The sequence below is a fragment of the Pseudarthrobacter kochi genome, from assembly GCF_055412805.1.
Map to the genome: position 1 here is coordinate 17846 of NZ_JBVAYV010000005.1, position 15496 is coordinate 33341.

The 15496-nt window shown below is 69.7% G+C and carries 14 protein-coding genes; 4 read left to right on the forward strand and 10 right to left on the reverse strand.

Going from position 1 to position 15496, the window contains the following annotated elements; genetic code table 11:
- Window positions 1–41: 41 nt before the first annotated feature.
- The 6 genes from ACZY0Y_RS04205 to ACZY0Y_RS04230 form a co-directional block, all read right to left on the reverse strand.
- On the reverse strand, window positions 42–911 hold the full coding sequence (locus tag ACZY0Y_RS04205) for an ABC transporter permease (protein WP_463956899.1): 870 nt from the start codon (window positions 909–911) through the stop codon (window positions 42–44).
- The gene (locus tag ACZY0Y_RS04210; RefSeq protein ID WP_463882119.1) at window positions 895–1938 is read right to left on the reverse strand and encodes an ABC transporter ATP-binding protein; all 1044 of its coding nucleotides are present in this window, start codon (window positions 1936–1938) and stop codon (window positions 895–897) included. Before ACZY0Y_RS04210 ends, ACZY0Y_RS04205 begins: the two co-directional genes overlap by 17 nt.
- Before the next feature lie 27 nt (window positions 1939–1965).
- Complete coding sequence (locus ACZY0Y_RS04215; protein ID WP_463956900.1) at window positions 1966–3120, reverse strand: LolA family protein; 1155 nt, start codon at window positions 3118–3120, stop codon at window positions 1966–1968.
- Window positions 3121–3243: 123 nt separating this feature from the next.
- On the reverse strand, window positions 3244–3981 hold the full coding sequence (locus ACZY0Y_RS04220; protein WP_463956901.1) for a hypothetical protein: 738 nt from the start codon (window positions 3979–3981) through the stop codon (window positions 3244–3246).
- A gap of 13 nt (window positions 3982–3994) precedes the next feature.
- Window positions 3995–6715, reverse strand: a complete 2721-nt coding sequence (locus ACZY0Y_RS04225) for a PEP/pyruvate-binding domain-containing protein (protein ID WP_463956902.1) — start codon at window positions 6713–6715, stop codon at window positions 3995–3997.
- Window positions 6716–6777: 62 nt separating this feature from the next.
- Window positions 6778–7815 carry a universal stress protein gene (locus ACZY0Y_RS04230; RefSeq protein WP_463956903.1) on the reverse strand — a complete coding sequence of 346 codons (1038 nt, stop codon included), beginning with the start codon at window positions 7813–7815 and terminating at the stop codon, window positions 6778–6780.
- Window positions 7816–8282: 467 nt separating this feature from the next.
- On the opposite strand from ACZY0Y_RS04230, the gene ACZY0Y_RS04235 reads away from it, so the two are divergent.
- Window positions 8283–8909 (forward strand): NAD(P)/FAD-dependent oxidoreductase, encoded by a 627-nt coding sequence (locus ACZY0Y_RS04235; protein ID WP_463956983.1) that lies wholly within the window; start codon window positions 8283–8285, stop codon window positions 8907–8909.
- Between the two features lie 36 nt (window positions 8910–8945).
- Here ACZY0Y_RS04235 and ACZY0Y_RS04240 read toward each other — a convergent pair whose 3' ends face one another.
- A complete protein-coding gene (locus ACZY0Y_RS04240) occupies window positions 8946–9536 on the reverse strand; it encodes a copper resistance CopC family protein (RefSeq protein ID WP_463956904.1) in 591 nt (196 codons plus the stop codon).
- 111 nt (window positions 9537–9647) lie between these two features.
- Between ACZY0Y_RS04240 and ACZY0Y_RS04245 the strand changes: the two genes are divergently transcribed.
- Both ACZY0Y_RS04245 and hutG read left to right on the forward strand, forming a co-directional pair.
- On the forward strand, window positions 9648–11090 hold the full coding sequence (locus ACZY0Y_RS04245; RefSeq protein WP_463956905.1) for an NCS2 family permease: 1443 nt from the start codon (window positions 9648–9650) through the stop codon (window positions 11088–11090).
- 148 nt (window positions 11091–11238) lie between these two features.
- The gene (gene hutG / locus ACZY0Y_RS04250) at window positions 11239–12198 is read left to right on the forward strand and encodes a formimidoylglutamase (protein ID WP_463956906.1); all 960 of its coding nucleotides are present in this window, start codon (window positions 11239–11241) and stop codon (window positions 12196–12198) included.
- A gap of 6 nt (window positions 12199–12204) precedes the next feature.
- Here hutG and ACZY0Y_RS04255 read toward each other — a convergent pair whose 3' ends face one another.
- Entirely contained in the window at window positions 12205–12822 is a 618-nt protein-coding gene (locus tag ACZY0Y_RS04255; protein WP_463956907.1) for a TetR/AcrR family transcriptional regulator, read from the reverse strand.
- A 66-nt stretch (window positions 12823–12888) separates the two neighbouring features.
- On the opposite strand from ACZY0Y_RS04255, the gene ACZY0Y_RS04260 reads away from it, so the two are divergent.
- Window positions 12889–13389 (forward strand): cupin domain-containing protein, encoded by a 501-nt coding sequence (locus tag ACZY0Y_RS04260; RefSeq protein WP_463956908.1) that lies wholly within the window; start codon window positions 12889–12891, stop codon window positions 13387–13389.
- 114 nt (window positions 13390–13503) lie between these two features.
- On the opposite strand, the gene ACZY0Y_RS04265 is transcribed toward ACZY0Y_RS04260, so the two are convergent.
- Together ACZY0Y_RS04265 and hutH are read right to left on the reverse strand one after the other, a co-directional pair.
- Window positions 13504–13749 carry a hypothetical protein gene (locus ACZY0Y_RS04265; protein ID WP_463882096.1) on the reverse strand — a complete coding sequence of 82 codons (246 nt, stop codon included), beginning with the start codon at window positions 13747–13749 and terminating at the stop codon, window positions 13504–13506.
- A 148-nt stretch (window positions 13750–13897) separates the two neighbouring features.
- On the reverse strand, window positions 13898–15490 hold the full coding sequence (hutH, locus tag ACZY0Y_RS04270; protein ID WP_463882095.1) for a histidine ammonia-lyase: 1593 nt from the start codon (window positions 15488–15490) through the stop codon (window positions 13898–13900).
- Window positions 15491–15496: the final 6 nt, after the last annotated feature.

The window sequence follows — 15496 nt, forward strand, 5'->3', positions numbered from 1 at the left end:
CCCCCGCCGTCGCCGGATTTCGGGATGGCCGCATACCGTGCTTAGGAAAGCACGTCTTTGGTGATGAACCTGCCGTAGGCGAGCGCGCCGAAAACGGCGACGTAGCCGCCCTGCAACAGCGAGTTCGTGAGGAAGGAATCCCAGGCGACAGGCTGGCGCAGCAGGTCCGCGAAGTCGAGCCAGTAGTGGCTGAACAGCCATGGGTGCAGCCATTCCAGCTGCGGCAGCGCGTCCAGGACCTGCGAGACAACTGAGAGCACCACCGTGGACGCCATTGCACCCACGGGCACGTCCGTGAGCGTTGACATAAAGAGTCCGATCGCCGACAGGCCCATCAGCGAGACGGCAAGATAGGCGGCAATCAGCAGCAGCCGCACCAGTGCCTCGGCCGGTTCGATCGAGTCCCCGGAAAGCAGCGAAACGGGCCCCACCGGGAAGAGCGACGCACCGATCGCGGCCCCGACCAGTGCCACCACCAGCGGCGCCGCGATGGCGAAGGCCACCGCCCCGGCGTACTTCACGAGCAGCAGCCGGACCCGGCCTGCGGGCGCCACCAGCAGGTACCGCAGGGTTCCGAGCCCGGCCTCGCCCGCCACGGTATCCCCCGCCACCACCCCGACGGTCAGCGGCAGGAACAGCGGCACCGATACGAGCATGGCGGTCACCCCGACGAACAGGCCGTTTTGGGAAATCCGGTCCAGGAACGCCGGCCCCCGGCCCGCCGGCACCGCGGAGGACACCCGGACCGCCACGGCAATCAGGATGGGAATGGCCGCCAGCGCACACAGCATGGCCCAGGTACGGCGGCGGCGGAAGAGCACCCCGAGTTCGGACGCGAGCAGGCCGCGGCCCCATGTGCCTCGCCGGGTCGTCGTCGCAGCGGCGCCGGATTCCTTACTGGACAACGTCAAAGCCCTCCCCTGTCAGCGCCACGAAGCGTTCCTCGAGGCTGACCTGTTCGGTGGCGAAGCCCCGTACGCGGACCCCGGCCGCCACCAGGGCGGCCACCACCGCCTCCGGCGCCACAGCTCCGTTGCCTGCCCCGGCGGGAAGTGGTGCGTAGAGCACGTCGCCTGCACCGCCGAAGGGTGCGCCGCTGGAACCTGTGCTGCCGGAACCGGCACGGGCGGGCGCCCCGGCGTCGTTCGGGACGTCCACGGCCGGGCTCAGGCCCAGCCGGGCGAACACCTCGGCCGCGGCCCCGGCGTCGGGCGTCAGGACCCGGATCCTCGCCTGCCCGTCCTGGCGCAGTTCCGCGAGGGTCCCCTGCGCCACCAGCCGGCCCGCACTCATGATGGCCGCGTGGGTGCAGATCTGTTCCACTTCGGCCAGCAGGTGGCTGGAGACAAACACAGTGGCGCCGTCGGCAGCGAGCGAGCGCACCAGGCTGCGGACCTCACGGGTGCCCTGTGGATCCAGCCCGTTGGTGGGTTCGTCCAGGATCAGGAGTTCGCGGGGTGCCAGCAGGGCATTGGCGATGCCGAGCCGCTGCTTCATGCCCAGGGAATAGGCCCGGACCTTTTTGTCCGCGGCGTGCGTCAGCCCCACCCGCTCGAGCGCCGACTGGACGCGGGCTTTCCTGGTGGCGGCGGGAACATGCGGGTCCGCGGCGTCGAAGCGGTGCAGGTTGGCCGCGCCGGAGAGGAACGGGTAGAACGCGGGCCCCTCCACCAGTGCGCCCACGCGGGGCAGCACGCCGTGCAGCTGCCCCGGCATCTCCTGGCCGAGGAGCCGAACGGAGCCGGACGTGGCCGCGGCGAGCCCAAGCATCAGCCGGATCGTGGTGGTCTTGCCCGAGCCGTTGGGACCGAGGAAGCCGAAGACCGAGCCCCTGGGCACGGCAAGGTCGACGCCGTCGACGGCCAGCTGGCGGCCGAAGCGCTTGCTGAGGCCGGTGGTCTCGATGCTCAGTTCCGTCGCCGGCGCGGCGGCGGTCACGCGTTGGTCACCGGGGGGGTCACCGGACTATTTACCGAGTTCGACGGCGGCCTGCAACCGCTCCAACGGGACCGATCCGGCAAAGATCCGTCCGTCGTCGAGGATCAGCACATTCACGATCGACGTCGATACGAGGCGTCCGCCCGGGACAGCGACGGCAGCCTGCTCCAGCAGCGCGCCGGCGCCGGACCGGGATCCGTCGGGGAGCGGGGCCCTTGGCTGCAGCGGGTTGGCCGTCGCGGGGTCAGGTGTTCCGTTCCGGGCCGGCAGCGCCAGTGCTCCCGCCGGGAACTCAAGCACCGATTCCCAGCCTGTACCCGTAACGGTGGGCTTCTTCCCAGCCTTCGACTTGGCGGTATCCGACGGCGGCTTGGCGGCGTCGGCCTTGTGGTCCGGCAACGGAATTTCCTTGACGGTGGCCCCGGCCGGCGGGGTGAAGTTGAAGATGGAGGAATCCGGAGCCTCAAGCGTGAGGCTCGTGAAGGCGACGCTGAAGGCCGGCTCGGACTGTCCCCGCGCTTTCAGGTCGACGCCGAGCGGGAGTCCGGTTTCGCCGTCGACCGCTATGGCGATGGAGTCCACCAGGGTGACGTCGGACTTGGGCGTAAGGACGAGGTTGTAGGCTGCCCGTCCGGCCACCTGGACATCAGGGCCGACGGTCACGTCCGTGCCCGCATCGAGTTTGGCGAGCAGCTTGCCGGCCAGGTCCTCGGGGGTGGCCACGCCGCCGGGGCGGGCCGTGTGGCGGTCGGCAGCATCGGCCGGAAGCTGGGCATGGGCGGCCGTGTTGTCCTTGGAGTTGTAGAACCACAGCTCGTTGCCATGCCGGACCGCGTCCCGCTCCGCCATCCGGTCCATGACCTGCACCCGGGCGTTCCCGGGCCCGTCAAGGTAGACCCGGGCGGTGTGGGGTCCTGTCAGCAGTTCCAGCCAGGCCGTTTCCGGTGACCCCGCACCGGGCCCAGACGTCGGAAGTTCCGGCAGGCCGATCCCGGAGCTCTGTTCCAGGGTCCCGGACAGGGATTTTTCGCCGTGCTGGGCGATCAGCACCAGCACCTCCTGCGGGGTCTTCTCCGGCAGCGGGTCTCCGGCATTTGCGGGCAGCGATCCGGACAGGACGCCGGCCGCGATCACGGCAGGCACAGCAACAGCGGGTATCCAACGCAACCATTTGCGCGTCATTGCGACGGCGCTCCAACCTTGCAGCTCATGATTCAACAGTACGCCCGGGAATGGCCCGTTTCACCCTTTCCCCGGCAGATTGGTGTTGGGGCCGACGCCGTTGGTCCGGGCCCGGCATCGCGTTCAGGTGAGCACATTCAGCGTCAGCTCGACCGCCCCGAGCAGGAGCGCGAGGACCGAGGTCCCGAGTCCGGCGACGAGCAACAGCCCCGGGTGCGCCAGGCCGACGACGACCCGCCTGAGCCGCGGCCGCCCCCGCAGGAATTTCTTGGGCAGCAGGGACGACGCGGGGTCCTGTCTCCAGCCGCGGAGGCGCCGCAGGAACCACGCGCAGCGGATGATGAAGGCCAGCCAGAGCACGGACACCACAAGGGGGACAGCGGCCAGCAGGAGGTGGAACCCCACGGCTGTGACCTCCCGCTCGGAAGCGCCGACGAGTGACTGGATAGTGGTGGAAATCGACGCGCTCATGACCACGGAGACACCCCACACGAGGAACGCCGCCGTGAGGGCGAGGAAGCGGACGAAGAAGTGCCCCAGCACGGAGTCATTCCGCCGTTTGAGATGCCGGCTGGGAGTGGCCTGCAGCAATGCAAGGGTGGCCAGGAGGGTGGGCAGCGCGGCCATCCCGACCATCACGTACCAGGCCCAGCCCGCGAAGTCGAAGGCGTCGTCCGCGATGATCAGTGCCGCCCAGAATCCGGTCCAGGCCCAGCCGGCGGTGAGCGGGTGGCGGACCAGCCAACCGGGAAGCCAGGGATCGTCGACGCCGGGCTTCGGCGCCTGTTGCTCTGCCGGCTGGTCGGGCCCGGTCCCGCCGTCGTCCGCCACCGGCCGCGGGGCACCCTGCACGTCACTCATGATGCCACTGTAGCTAGGCGTCCTCGGGCGCGGCGCCCGGTGCGACGGTGCCCGCGGCGCCGTCGACCGTGATGCGGTTCCCGGTGACGATCAGCGAGGTGGCGTCCGGGACCCCGACCACTGCGGGAATCCCGTACTCCCGGGCGACCACCGCGCCGTGCGAGTTGGGGCCGCCCATTTCCATCACCAGTCCGCCGGCGGTCAGGAACAGCGGCGTCCAGCCCGGGTCCGTGGACGGAGCCACGAGGATCTCGCCGGGCTCCAGGTGCGCCCCCTGTGGCTCCAGGATGACGCGGGCGGCGGCGGTGACGGTGCCGGCCGATGCCGGGGTGCCCGTCAGGACTCCCGGGGTTCCGGCATCCGTCCCGGCAGCACCGGCCTGCAGCGCTTCCGGTTCCGTCCCGTCCGAGAGCAGCACGCGCGGGATGTGCCGGCGGCCCAGTTCCTGGGCGTAGGCTTCGCGGCGCTGCGCCACGACGGTGTGCAGCGCCGTCCCCGAGAGGCCGTCGCGGACCTCGACCAGGTCCAGGAAGATGACGTCGTCCGCTTCAGTGATGCGGCCGGCCGCGGCCAGGGCCTCGACGATGTGGTACTTCGGCAGTTCCCGCAGCCCGGCGAACATCCTGGTGCGTTTCAGTGCCGCCCGCACCAGCGCGCCGCGCAGCCTGCTCCGCTCCCCCGCGGCGGCGGACAGCCGCTCCACCTGGGACTCGGCGTCCCGCGCCGTCTTGCTGAACTGCCGGTCCGGAGCCTGGCCGGGATCGTCCAGGCGCAGGTAGTTGGCCAGGACCCCGAGGATATGGGCCGGGTCGTCGGACCAGCGGGGCATTCCCACGTCTATTTCAGCCACTGCCCGGTGCCCGTAACGGCCCAGGAAACCGGCGAGGCCGGACTGCACGACGGCGGGCAGCCCGCGGGCCCGGTAGCGGCGGACGAGTTCCGGCACCCCTGCGTCATCGGACACAGCACCGTCGAATACAGCGCCATCGAATACCGCTGCGGACTCGGCGTCGGCCCGGATGGCTGCAGCGAGCTGCCAGAGTGCCAGGTCCATTTCGGTGGTGACGTTGTGGGGAAGTCCCCGCAGGACCGGCTGCAGCGAACCCGGGCCGGCAACGGGTCCCAGCAGCCTGCCGGCGGCTGCCAGCAGGGCAAAGCCCAGGGCCGGCAGCGGCAGGATGTTGGGCACCACCGGGAAGAGCTCCTGGCCCAGGATGCGCTCCACGTGGTCCAGGCGCTGCGCCGCGGTGGACCCGGCCGGGACCACCAGGGCGGCCCGGAAGCGTTCGCCGAAGCGGTCCGCCCGGCGCAGCGCGGCCTCCGGCCGAAGCAGGGCGCGGAGCAGCGACTCCGGGACCCTGGCCCGGGCCGCCACAGGGCCGACGTGCCGCAGCACCCGCCACGGGGACCGGCTGGTGACGGAAAACCGGGGGTCATCGAACAGGCCGCGCAACACGGCCGCGGAGCGGGCTTCCATCACGTCGAAGACGCTCGGCACGATGGCCCGTCCAATGGCGCTGCGCAGAACCGGGGTCAGGTCGAAGAAGAGGCGCTGGCCGGCCTGGACATACGGGGGCGGCCCGTCGTGGGGTGCCGGGACCTCGAAATGCGCCGCGCGGGCCACGGACGAGGCAATCAGCCGGAAGGCCGCCAGCCCCATCGGCGTCAGCGGGCGCGTCAGGCCCTGGGCCAGGCTGAAACACAGGTAGACGCGGGTCCCGGCCAGGACCCGCTGCCGCTCCGGCGACGGGTAGAGGGTGGTGATCGGCCGCGACTGCGTCAGCCAGGCGGCTCCGCCGCCGTCGATGGCCCATTCGAGGTCCTGCGGCGCGCCGAAGTGCACTGCGGCGCGGCGGCCAAGGAGTTCCAGCGCCAGGAGCTGGGCATCGTCCAGACAGGGCTGCGACCCGGCGCCGGGCTGGTCGATCCGTTCGGTTCCCCCGCCCGGCAGCGGCCTGATCGCCAGCCCTTTGCTCCCAATCAGGCGCTCGAGGATTCTTCGGGTGGCGCTGTCGACGACGAAGTGGTCCGGGTTGACGGCCCCGGAGACTACGGCTTCGCCGAGCCCGGGGCTGGCATCGATGACCGCCTCCCGCCGTCGTCCGGTGACCGGATTGGCTGTGAACAGGACTCCGGCCACGGCTGCGTCGACCATTCGCTGGACCACCACGGCGAGCGACACCGTTGAAGGGCCGATCCCGTGGGTGGCGCGGTAGCTCACGGCACGGTCCGTCCAGAGCGAGGCCCAGCACTGCCGGACCGCCGCCAGGACTGACTCCACGCCCACGACGTTCAGGAAGGTGTCCTGCTGGCCGGCGAAACTGGCGAACGGCAAATCCTCGGCAGTCGCGGATGAGCGGACCGCCACCGGGACGTCAGTTCCCAGCGCCGCATAGGAGTCACGGACAGCCATGGCGATGTCAGCGGGCACGTCCGCGGCCAGGACCGCGCGGCGGGCGGCGGCGGCCAGCCCGGCCAGCCGCGGCAGGTCATCCGGGGCGGTCGCGGCCAGGTCAGCGTGGACAAGGTCGAGGCCGGCACCCGACGTGGCGCGCCGGTAAGCCTGGGTGGTCAGGCAGAAACCGGCCGGAACCGGCAGCCCGGCGCGGATCAGTTCACCGAGGTTGGCCGCTTTGCCGCCGACGTCGGGAAGCAGTCCGGTGCCGGCCAGCTCCAGTGCGAGCACCAGCCCCGGTTCCCGCCGCGGCCTGCCTGTGCCTGGTCGCTGCCCCATCTGTCGACCTTCCCCTCAGGTTTGCGGTCCCGGGACCGGCCCCGGGTCCACCCCGGGACCCGCTACGAATCCCCGAGAATGGGTCCGAAGTTCACCCGGTCAGCCAGCCGGGGATCATCCCGGTCCGGGACCACCATGACGGGGCCCTTGGCGTGATGCAGGATCCCGTCGGAGGTGGACCCGAGCAGCATCCCGGCGAAGCCGCCGCGGCCGCGGGTGCCAACGACCACCAGTTCCACATGCCGGCTGGCCTCGACGAGGATGTCCACAGGGGAGCCATCCACGAGCTGGGACTCCACGGTGAGGTGCGGAAAGTGGCTCCTGATCCAGGCGGTGCCGGCGTCGAGCTGGGTCCTGATGTCGGCGAAGAGCGCTTCGCGGTCCATTGGCGCTGGCACCCAGGCCAGCGAGCCGTTGTACTGCGGGACGGCGCACACCACACGAAGCGGCGCGGAGAGCCGTTCGGCCTGCGCCGCCGCTTCCAGTACCGCCACGCGGGCCTGTTCGGAGCCGTCGACGCCCACCACGACCACGTTTTCGACCGGGACGCGGCCGGACTTCGCCCGCTCCGCGAGGACATGCTTGTCGTCGGTGGTTTCGCCCAGGCGGTCGGCGCAGATCAGGGGCACGGTGACGGTGGGGCACTTGGCGTGCGCGGGGAGGGCGCTGCTGACGGAGCCGAGCAGCCGGCCGACGAAACCGCCCCGTCCCCGGGTGCCGAAGACGAGCAGCTCGGCGGTTTCGGACATTTCCAGCAGGACGCCGGAGGCATCGCCGTTTTCGACGGAGGCGTCGACGTCGATCACGTACCCGGCGACCTTGTTCACGGCCTGCTTCAGGATGGCCTCCGCGCCCTCGCGGATCACCGAATCGTCGACAGTGGCGTAACCGCCGTCGAGTCCTGACGCGGCGAAGATCGGAACGGAGTAGGCGGTGACTATGTGCAAGGGTCGGTTGCGGCGCTCGGCTTCGCGGGCGGCCCACACCAGGGCGCACTTGCTGTGGTCGGAGCCGTCGACGCCGACCACGATGCCTCGGGGAGCCGCGGACCTGCCGGCGGATTCCCCTGCCGGATCCGGATGCACCTGTTCTCGGCCCATGGGGTCCGCCTCCTCGCGATTCTTGCCTGATGTTGCGGCTATTCTGCCAGACGTGTCCGGGTGCAGCGTCCAACGGCGACGCGCCCAAAGAATCTGCGGCCAGAACCCCTGGTTTTCCCAACTATTCTCGGTTTGCCGGGAACAAGCAAGCGGGCGGAGGAACGGCCGGACCGACGATCGTCACGCAGGTTTTACCCAGTGTTAACGCGGCGTCCGATGACCCCGAATGACGGCAGATGAACCCCCGTTGCCGCCCGAAAAGTCCGGGAATCCCGGGATCCGCCAATGTTTCGCCTGCTCTATCCAAGGCGGCCAATGTTAGGTAGTCTTCGAGGCGTTGCTGAACCGAGACTCGTGTTTCAGAACGTGGCGCCAGCGGCACTGCGTTCGGAGCGGGCTACGGAACGCGTCCGGGGCACCAGCCCCGCAACAGGCATCAATCGAGGAAGGACCCCGCAGTGTCGAGCATGCCAATGTCCGCGGAGATCGAACGGACCGCAGCCATTGTGATCGGCACCGGCCTGTCCGGGCTGGCGGTGGCCAGCGAGCTGCAGCGGCGCGGGGTTGACTCCATCATTGTGGACGGGCTCGATCTGTTGGGTGCCGGGCATCCGGCCAATACGTCCTCCCTGCAGCGCTGCGACGCGGCCGACGCCGCCAGCCTGCGGGAACGCAACGAAATCCTCCGGCATCTGCGGAACTACGCCGCCAGCCACAAGTTGGACGTCCGGAACAATATCCGGGCCCTGCAGTTGGACCATGTTGATGCCGGCATCGCCGGGCCTGCCCAGCAGTGGGCCGTCCGCACGCCGGGCGGCATCCTGCTGGCCGATCACCTCGTCCTGACGCGCTGTGCCCACAGCCAGCTGCGCCGGATGCTCTCCGAGCTTGGTGTGGCCGCGGGGCAAAACCTCATGGCGGCGATGCACGCCCTCGGGATGTACCTCGTGGGTGTGGGCGAACTCATTACGCCGACGCCGAAGGAAGTGCTGCGCCAGGCGAAGGTTGTGGGCCAGGCGATCTCCGCCAAGGTCTACCCCGACGGGTTTCCCGCCGTCCTGCCCGGGGGCTACGCCCTCGCCGCGCCGGCCTGACCGGAACACTCTGCCCCTACCCAAGGCAACGCGGGGTCAGCTTCCGGTGTCGTTGCCGGCGCCCGGCTTGAGCCTGCTCTTGGCCATCAGGCCCAGGACGACCAGGATGCCGATGGCCGTTCCAACGAAAATAACAATGCTCCAGGGGAACGGCTCCGAGGAGCTGGTCCGCGGCTCCGGCGCCGGCGTAATACCTGGCTGGGCGGTTCCCATCGTGGGAACCGCGGCAACCGCCGTCGAGCCTGTCGCTCCGGCTGTGGCGGTAAACGTGAAGGTTCCCTCGATGGGGTGGCCGTCCGAGCTGGCCACACGCCAGGCGACCGTGTACAGCCCTGCGGGGGCGCCGGGCTTGAGCTTCTGCGAGGCGGCGTTGTCCACGATCTCGACGGCGCCGTCGGCCCAGTTGGCGCCGTCGTGGTTCACCGCGACCTGCGAACCCAGCGCCAGGGGGTTCTTATTGAACGTGATCGACACCTTCTCCGGCGGCGTCGCCACCGTGGCGCCGGCGGCCGGGCTGGTGGACTCGGCGACGTCGTGGGCCGAGGCCGGAGCAACCGCACCCAGCAGGGCTGCGGCGAAGATCGCGGCGCCCAGCAGGGCACTCAAGAGCTGTCGGATGGGGCGCATGGGAAAAGCTGCTCCTAGTGTTGGCTTCCTTACAGACTAGGCGAAATCGGCCGGACGCCGCGTGTGCGCCTAATAGGATTCAAGTAACCATCCACATCCCCCGGAGGACTAATGCTCAAGCAGGGCTCTGCACTCGACCGGTACTTCAAGATATCCGAGCGGGGGTCGAACTTCTCGCGCGAGATCCGTGGCGGCTTTGCCACGTTCTTCGCGATGAGCTACATCGTGGTGCTGAACCCGCTCATCCTCTCGGGCCCCGATTCCTCCGGCGCCACACTGGGTTTCCCGGCCGTCGCCGCCGTCACCGCCTTGGTCGCAGGCATCCTGACCATCCTGATGGGGGCGTGGGCCAAGCACCCCTTCGCGCTGGCGACGGGCCTCGGCGTCAATGCCTTCGTCGCCGTTACGGTGGCCACCAACCCCGGACTGACCTGGCCGGACATGATGGGCCTGGTGGTGCTCTCGGGCGTCACCATGCTGATCCTGGTCCTCACCGGTTTCCGGACTGCCGTCTTCAAGGCCGTCCCGGAAGGGCTGAAGACCGCGATCGTGGTGGGCATCGGCCTGTTCATCGCCCTGATCGGCCTGGTCAACGCGGGCTTTGTGCGCCGCATCCCGGATGTTGCCGGGACCACCGTGCCGGTGGGCCTGGGCTTCGACGGCAAGCTCGTGGGGTGGCCCACCCTGGTCTTCGTCGTCGGCCTGATCCTGACCATCGCCCTCGTGGTCCGCAAGGTCAAGGGCGCGATCCTGATCGGCATCGTCGCCTCGACCATCCTGTCCGTGATCCTGGAATTCACCCTGCACATCGGCCCCAGCTTCGACGGCAAGACCTACAACCCGGCAGGCTGGTCCCTCGTGGCCCCGGCATTCTCCGAATGGGCCGCCCCGGACCTGTCCCTGATCGGCAAGGCCAACCCGTTCGGCGCCTTTGAGCACCTCGGTTTCGTCGCCGCGACCCTGCTGGCGTTCGTGATCCTGCTGAGCATATTCTTCGATGCCATGGGAACCATGGTGGGCCTGGCCACCGAGGCCGGCACCATCGACAAGGACGGCAACATCCCCAACGTCGACCGGGTCCTGCAGGTGGACGCGCTCGGCGCGATCATCGGCGGCGGAGCCTCCGTCTCCTCGAACCAGATCTACGTCGAGTCCGGTGCCGGCATCGGCGAAGGCGCCCGGACCGGCCTCGCCTCGATTGTCACCGGCCTGCTGTTCATCGTGGCCATGTTCTTCACCCCGCTGATCAACCTCGTTCCATTCGAGGCGGTGGCGCCGGCGCTCGTCGTCGTCGGTTTTATGATGGTCTCCCAGATCGGCAAGATTGACTGGCAGGACCTGGGCATCGCCATCCCGGCCTTCCTGACGTTCACCCTGATGCCGTTCACCTACTCGATCGCCAACGGCCTCGGCGCCGGCTTCATCACGTTCGTCCTGATCCGCACCTTCCAGGGCCGCGCGCGTGAGGTCCACCCGCTGATGTGGGCTGTGGCCGCGGCCTTCCTGCTGTTCTTCGCGATCGGCCCGATCGAGGCGGCGCTGGGGCTGCACTAAGGATCCCCGCATTCCCCTCCCTCCCCCTCCGCGGGCGTGGGCCCTCTCGGCGGCGTTTTCGGCCTTGCAAGGGGCAGGTTCCGGGATTCCGGACAGCACGACGGCGGCGCAGCTGGTTTTCCGGCCCGCGCTGCGGTGAGCTAGGGGCATGGTTTCCCCCGTGCCCGCCGTTGATGTCCCGCCGCAGCCCTGGACCGGACGGTTCGACGGCGACGGCCCCGGGCACCGGCGCTGGTGGCAGGCCGTCACGCCCTACGCCCCGCGCCGGGTCAAGCCCGCGCGCCCCGTCGTGCGCCCCGCGGTGATTCTCGGTTTCCGCAGCGACGCCGGGGTGCGCCGCAACAAGGGCCGAACGGGTGCCGCCGCGGCCCCCGCCGCGATCCGCGCCGCCCTCGCCCCGCTCGCCTTCCACCTGGGCCGGGACGTGCACGACGCCGGCGACGTCACCGTGGCCGGGGATGCCCTGGAGGCAGGGCAGGCACGTGCCGGGCTCGCCATTACCGGCCTGCTCGACGCCGGGCAGCTTCCCGTAGTGCTGGGCGGCGGGCACGAAACCGCGTTCGCGAGCTACCTGGGCGTGGCTGGCTCGGCGCCGGTCCGCGAGGGCCTGCGCGTGGGCGTGCTGAACCTGGATGCCCACTTCGACCTCCGCGACGAGGCCGTGCCCAGTTCCGGCACCCCGTTCCTGCAGATGGCCCGGGCTGAAGCCGCCGCGGGACGCGAACTGAGGTACGCCGTCGTCGGGATCTCCGAACCCAACAACACCCGCGCCCTCTTCCGGACGGCGGAGGAGCTCGGCGTCGACTACCTGCTGGACGAGGACTGTTCGGCCGGGGCCGCGCACGCCTTTGTGGCAGCGTTCCTGGCGCAGGTGGACGCCCTGTACCTGACGATCGACCTGGACGTTTTGCCGGCGTCGGTGGCCCCCGGCGTGAGCGCGCCGGCCGCGTACGGGGTGCCGCTGCCGGTGATCAGCGCCGTGTGCCGCCAGGTGGCCGCGAGCGGAAAGCTGCTGCACCTGGATGTCGCGGAGCTGAACCCCGAGTTCGACCTGGACCACCGCACCGCGAAGGTGGCCGCGAGACTGATCAACACGCTGCTGGGGTAGCCGGCATCAGCGCTGGGCTGCCGGCGGGGGTCCGGAGACGAGGGCCTGGTGGAGCAGCGCCCGCGCGGACCAGCGCATCGACGCCCTGGCCTGGTCGCGCGAGAGGCCGCCGATATCAGTCAGCCAGACGAGCGCCTCGATCCCGATCGCGCTGCGCACAGCCAGCGCAAGGGCGCGGATCTCCGGTGCGGAAAACGTGCCCTGGAGAGGTCTGAGGGCTTCCTCGATCCAGGCGATCGCCCTGCCCTGGCGCAGCGGAAGTGCCCATTCCGCAGGGTCTCGCTCCAAGGAGAGCCGGAGCATCGTGCGCTGCTGGGCTTCCGTGTCGGCGATCAGCCGGGTGAACTCCGCCACGACGACGTCCAGCCGCGCCCCCGGGTCCTCCGGCGCGTCCGCCGGCAGCAACGACTGCCGGGCGGTTTCCGGGTGGGCTGCCGCGAGGAGGTCACGCTGGCTCGGGAAGTAGCGGTAAGCAGTACTCCGGGCGACGCCGGCTGCCGCCGCCGTGCTGTCGACGGTCGGGGACTCCCCCGCCGCCACGGCCTCCCGGGCGACAGCAACGAGTGCCTCGAACGTCCGGCGCTTCTGGCCCGTGCGGCCGGCATCCTGATAGGGGGTTGACATGGACTTTATGGTACCCCAGTCTTGTTATGGGACATAAGTCCCATAAGCACGTGAAGAGGCGATCCCATGGAAACGGTCAGCAGCCCGGCAGCCATCATCCGCGCGGAAGGCCAGGGCGAGCGCCGCTGGTTCTTCGGCGGCGGAGTCCACATCTGGAAAGCCAGGGCGGCGGAGACTGCCGGCGCCTTCCTGCTGTTTGAAGACCAGATGGCCGGCGGCAAGATGACACCGCTGCACACTCATCCCGATTCGGACGAGACCATGTACATCCTGGAAGGCGAGATCCTCATGCACATGGACGGTGCCGAACACCGGATCGGCGCCGGTGGCCTGGCCGTGGCGCCGCGGGGCGTTCCGCACGCGTTTATGGTGGTTTCCGGGTCTGCGCGGATGCTCTGCCTGCACACGCCCGGCTGCTGCGAGTCCTTCTACTGGGACGCGAGCACACCGCTCGCCGACGGGGACACCGGCGGGACCGGCGCGGTGGATTTCGGCAGGGTCCAGGAGTCCGCACGCAAAAACGGCGGCATCGTGCTGCTGGGGCCGCCGCCGTTTGGGCCGCACTAGCCGCGCGCGGGGGCGGCGAACCGTCCACGCGGGGCCGGCGAACCGTCCATCAAAACAGGCCCGGAACACAGAAAGTCCCGCCGGAGCAGGGACTTTCTGTCGGACCGGTTGCGGCTAGCTGCGCCGCACTTCCACGCCGTCGGATTTCAGGAACAGCCCGGCCTCGGACGGAAGTGACGGGTCCGCCGGGACCAGCCAGAGGACATTGCCGCTCAGTGAAACCTCTTCGACTTCACCGGCAGCCAGGACCTGTGCGTGCTTGAGGATTTCGACCCGATCGCCTGCCTTGAGGCTCCGCCAGTCGGAAACCGCCGTGGCCGATGCCAGGCGCCTGGACATAACCGTCCCGCGTGCTTTCATGAACTTCTACCCCTTTGTATATGTTCTTTGTCACAACTTCATTGGTGTGACTTTCTCTTTGTACTACAGTTTCAGGCCCCCCGCGGCCGTAATGCCGACTATTTCGGGGGACCGGAAATTATTCACCCAAACTGCATTTTGTTTTCCTTTAGGCAAGATTTCCGACGGCGGATTCGGCAGCCGCCCGCACCTTGCCCGAGGCAACCAGAAGGTCCGCCGCTTCCAGTTCCGGCGAAAGGAACCTGTCCGCGCCCGGACCGTCGACGACGTCCCGCAGGGCGGCGATCACGGCGGCCCCTGCCGGGCCCGGGGTCAGTTCGCCGCCGGAGAGCTGGGTACGGATGTCCAGGGCCCGCGCCGACGTCACCAGCTCGATCGCCAGGACACGGCGCAGGTTCTCCACCGAGCGGCGCAGCTTGCGGGCTGCATGCCAGCCCATCGAGACATGGTCCTCCTGCATCGCGGAGCTCGGGATCGAGTCCACCGACGCCGGGACGGCCAGCCGCTTGTTGTCCGAGACGAGCCCGGCCTGGGTGTACTGGGCGATCATGAGCCCGGAGTCGACGCCCGGGTCGGCGGCCAGGAACGCCGGCAGCCCGTGCGAGCGGGCCGGATCCAGCATCCGGTCGGTCCGGCGCTCGGCGATGGAGCTCAGGTCCGCGACGGCGATGGCCAGGAAGTCCAGCACGTAGGCCACCGGGGCGCCGTGGAAGTTGCCGTTGGAGCTGACGCGGCCGTCGGGCAGGACCACCGGGTTGTCGATCGCGGCGGCGAGTTCGCGGGAGGCGACCATGGCGGCGTGGTCCACGGTGTCGCGGACGGCGCCGGCCACCTGGGGTGCGCAGCGCAGCGAGTAGGCGTCCTGGACTTTGGTGTCGTTGATCCGGTGCGAGGCCACAATCGGCGAGTCCGACAGGACCCGCAGCATGTTGTCCGCGGAGGCGGCCTGGCCCGGGTGCGGCCGGAGCGCAGCGTGCAGCTCCGGCAGGAACACCTGGTCCGTGCCAAGCAACGCCTCGACGCTGAGCGCGGCGGTGATGTCCGCCGTCGTGAGCAGCTGGCGGATATCCGCGATGGCCATCAGCAGCATGCCCAGCATGCCTTCGGTGCCGTTGACGAGCGCCAGGCCTTCCTTCTCGGCCAGCGTGACGGGTTCGATGCCGTGCGCGGCGAGGAGTTCCGCGACCGGGCGGGCGCCCTTGGTGCCGTACAGCGTGCCGTCCGGGCCGGCAGCTTCGCCCTCGCCCATCAGGACCAGGGCGCAGTGGGACAGCGGCGCGAGGTCGCCCGAGCAGCCGAGCGAGCCGAATTCGCGGACCACCGGGGTGATGCCGGCGTTCAGGACGTCCACCATGGTCTGCAGCACCACGGGGCGGACACCGGTCCGGCCGGAGGCGAGGGTCTTGGCGCGCAGGAACATAATGCCGCGGACCACCTCGCGTTCCACGGCCGGGCCCATGCCGGCGGCGTGGCTGCGGATCAGCGACTTCTGCAACTGGGTGCGCAGTTCGTTGGGGATGTGCCGGTTGGCCAGGGCCCCGAATCCGGTGGAGATACCGTACGCCGGGGTTTCGCTGTGCGCGAGGTTGTCGATGTGGGCGCGGACTTTGGCGACGGCGTCGAGGGCGTCCTGGGAGATGGTCACCCGGGCATCGTGCCGGGCGACGGCGACGACGTCCTCGGGGGTGACCCCGCTGGAACCGAGGGTGACGGTGAGGGGTGCTTGCGTGGTGATGGTCATGATTCC

Bases quoted from the DNA above. Each gene is read 5' to 3' on its own strand.
- ACZY0Y_RS04215 (WP_463956900.1), bottom strand. From the start codon at position 3,120: ATGACGCGCAAATGGTTGCGTTGGATACCCGCTGTTGCTGTGCCTGCC.
- ACZY0Y_RS04220 (WP_463956901.1), bottom strand. From the start codon at position 3,981: ATGAGTGACGTGCAGGGTGCCCCGCGGCCGGTGGCGGACGACGGCGGG.
- ACZY0Y_RS04225 (WP_463956902.1), bottom strand. From the start codon at position 6,715: ATGGGGCAGCGACCAGGCACAGGCAGGCCGCGGCGGGAACCGGGGCTG.
- ACZY0Y_RS04230 (WP_463956903.1), bottom strand. From the start codon at position 7,815: ATGGGCCGAGAACAGGTGCATCCGGATCCGGCAGGGGAATCCGCCGGC.
- ACZY0Y_RS04235 (WP_463956983.1), top strand. From the start codon at position 8,283: ATGCCAATGTCCGCGGAGATCGAACGGACCGCAGCCATTGTGATCGGC.
- ACZY0Y_RS04240 (WP_463956904.1), bottom strand. From the start codon at position 9,536: ATGCGCCCCATCCGACAGCTCTTGAGTGCCCTGCTGGGCGCCGCGATC.
- ACZY0Y_RS04245 (WP_463956905.1), top strand. From the start codon at position 9,648: ATGCTCAAGCAGGGCTCTGCACTCGACCGGTACTTCAAGATATCCGAG.
- hutG (WP_463956906.1), top strand. From the start codon at position 11,239: ATGGTTTCCCCCGTGCCCGCCGTTGATGTCCCGCCGCAGCCCTGGACC.
- ACZY0Y_RS04255 (WP_463956907.1), bottom strand. From the start codon at position 12,822: ATGTCAACCCCCTATCAGGATGCCGGCCGCACGGGCCAGAAGCGCCGG.
- ACZY0Y_RS04260 (WP_463956908.1), top strand. From the start codon at position 12,889: ATGGAAACGGTCAGCAGCCCGGCAGCCATCATCCGCGCGGAAGGCCAG.
- ACZY0Y_RS04265 (WP_463882096.1), bottom strand. From the start codon at position 13,749: ATGAAAGCACGCGGGACGGTTATGTCCAGGCGCCTGGCATCGGCCACG.
- hutH (WP_463882095.1), bottom strand. From the start codon at position 15,490: ATGACCATCACCACGCAAGCACCCCTCACCGTCACCCTCGGTTCCAGC.